Source organism: Bartonella sp. AD328YNZD (assembly GCF_042196425.1).
Map to the genome: position 1 here is coordinate 1 of NZ_JBHIQG010000313.1, position 2706 is coordinate 2706.

The 2706-nt window shown below is 35.5% G+C and carries 3 protein-coding genes; 2 read left to right on the forward strand and 1 reads right to left on the reverse strand.

Going from position 1 to position 2706, the window contains the following annotated elements; genetic code table 11:
* Window positions 1–1170: SPOR domain-containing protein (locus ACFIO3_RS11120; RefSeq protein WP_375704465.1), on the forward strand; the 1170-nt coding region annotated here is incomplete at its 5' end.
* 31 nt (window positions 1171–1201) lie between these two features.
* Window positions 1202–1480, forward strand: a complete 279-nt coding sequence (locus tag ACFIO3_RS11125) for a hypothetical protein (RefSeq protein ID WP_375608526.1) — start codon at window positions 1202–1204, stop codon at window positions 1478–1480.
* A gap of 1029 nt (window positions 1481–2509) precedes the next feature.
* On the opposite strand, the gene ACFIO3_RS11130 is transcribed toward ACFIO3_RS11125, so the two are convergent.
* Window positions 2510–2706, reverse strand: a 197-nt coding sequence (locus tag ACFIO3_RS11130) for an L-serine ammonia-lyase, iron-sulfur-dependent, subunit alpha (RefSeq protein ID WP_375704466.1), incomplete at its 5' end; no start/stop codon positions are given.

A 2706-nucleotide genomic window follows, 5' to 3' on the forward strand; every position in this document is an offset into this window, starting at 1 on the left:
ACATTGAAGCGTTACCCTGCTTCTTTAACAAAAATGATGACATTGTACCTCCTCTTTGAAGCTATGCAGATGCGTCGGGTAACACCAAATACACCAATTCCTGTTTCACATTATGCTGCAATGCGTCCACCGACAAAAATTGGATTTAAAGCAGGTCAAACAATTTCTGCAGAAGCAGCAGCTAAAGCACTCATTACAAGATCGGCAAATGATGTTGCTACTGCCATTGCAGAGTATCTTGGGGGTAGTGAGAAAAAATTCGCTCAAATGATGACAGCAAAAGCTCGTAAACTTGGTATGAAACATACACATTTCGCAAATGCTTCAGGGCTTCCAGACGTGCACAATTATTCTACCGCACGAGATATAGCTACTTTGTCATTAGCTTTAAGGAAAAATTTTCCAAAACAATATAAATTGTTTAGAATAAAAAGTTTTAATTTCCGTGGGCATACGATTAACAGCCACAATAAACTCGTAAAAAGAATGAAAGGTGTCGATGGAATTAAAACAGGATACACACAAATGTCAGGTTCTAATTTAGCAACTTCGATGCGTCTTGAGGGGCGTTCTATCGTTGCTGTTGTTATGGGAGGTAAATCATCTATTGCACGTGATGAGCATATGGCTAGCTTATTAAATCAATATTTGCCAAAAGCAAGCCAAATGAAAAGTGGTGAACGTTTGACCTCTGTACACTATCACTTACCCACTGGCGCAAATACCCCTATACCGACCATTAAAGCTGTTCCAAGTAATTTTGATGATGAAGTTTCGACTATGTTAACAGCATTTGCAGAACAACCTAAAAATTCGAATATCGCAATAACTGCTGTAAATAAAGTAATTATACCAATACCTAACCCTCAAAAAGCCATACCGGTTGAGGCACATAAAATTGTAACGGCCTCTTTATCCACAAACGCCGGATGGGCTATCCAAATTGGTTCCCTGCCCAATCAAGAACAAGCAAAAATTCTGCTTTTAAAAGCAAAAAATACAGCTTTTTCTGCTTTAAAGGATGCATCTTCACACATGCAACTGTTTGAAAAAAATGGGCAGCGTTATTACCGAGCACGATTTACGGGGTTTCAATCAAAAAAATCTGCTTTTGATGCTTGTTCTACATTAAAGAAAGCAAATTTTAACTGCTATACTGTAGTCTACTAAAAGTTTTTGAATTCTGCGTTAGGATAGTATTATGACAGATAATGCTTTTGCTGCATTCCATGAAAATGAAATCTTATTGAAGCAATCATCCTTCCTTTCATTGCGTTCTCTTCACGATGCTGCTGCAAGACTTACTGGTTTAAAATATAATTCAACTGCATTAGATACACAATCTCTTGTTAATCTTCTTATTTGTCAAATAATGCGTAATCGTCGTCTCACAATGCCTCCTGTACGCATTCATTTACGCGTTGCAAGTCAAACTGGTAATGTGCCTATTAAAATCTGTCTAGGAGCAACAAATATTTAACTCTACAGGGTATCTCTCAAAAAATTATTGTATTATTATCTAGAATTTTAAAAATCCTTTGATAGTCGTGCTTTTTTCTCAAGTCGGAGGAATTGTTCTAACGGCTTTTCCAACTATCCCTAGAGACACCTTCAAGCTTCCAATCAAACCATTTTTTAGAGCACAAAAATACCAGATATTTCTTCACTTTTTGATTTAATATCAAAAATTATCCTTCATAACGCTTCAATGCACCCTATAACATAAACGCTGTACAAATTTCCTAAGCTTTTTAAACTCCAACACGCAAAGCAATTTTAAAATACAAATACTATCGATGAAAAAACGTAAAAACGCCTTTTATAAAGAGTCTTAAGTCCCAAGAGTTTTCGTTATAACATTGAGAGCTGAAAAAAGAATGATAGTGCTCGTTTTGCTCCCTTTATAAATAAAGATGCTTATGCTCTATAGACTTTATACCATTCATAGAAACTTTACATTATACTATTTATATGTACCGTTGTGAAATAGATTTCAGATTGAGAGAGGTTTCTTTTCAAGATATTTTTTCACCATACCAGATGCCCAAAAGATCTTCATTTCTAAAAAACTAAAATCTTTAAAGCTCTCTTGCATCTCATCATAATAGTTCAGGTTTAAAACAAATTTACCTTAGATACCAAGGCATAATCTTCTCTTACTTAAAAGATATTTCTATGAAAACTTTTAAAGGCCATAAAACCTAGAAAAAAAGTAATGGCAGGTTGACCACTAATTTTACTTGACGCTTTTTTATTTTTCCAAATTAGACTGCTTTTCCCTTTCAGAGACAAATTAAACAGATAGAAGCAATACTCTCCCTCCAATCTTGCACGCAAAAAGCCACGACTCATTAAAAAGCACTGAACCCATCTCAAATTTATCTCAAGCATGCTGCTGAATTTAAATTTGAATGTTGATTTATCAGTAATAAAAAATATAAGCTTTATCAGGAAAAAAAGGCCATCCCTCTCACAATAGTTCAGTTATGGATTGAAGAGTGTCCAGCTCTTAACAAGATATTGCATTGACTGCGAGGCCACCTTTACTTGTTTCTTTATAGCGTTCACTCATATCATGACCAGTCTGGCGCATTGTTTCTATACAAGCGTCAAGAGAAACAAAATGATTTCCATTACCATGTAATGCAAGAGAAGAAGCCGTTACCGCCTTAACAGCCCCCATTGCATTACGCTCAATACAAGGAA

Bases quoted from the DNA above. Each gene is read 5' to 3' on its own strand.
- ACFIO3_RS11125 (WP_375608526.1), top strand. From the start codon at position 1,202: ATGACAGATAATGCTTTTGCTGCATTCCATGAAAATGAAATCTTATTG.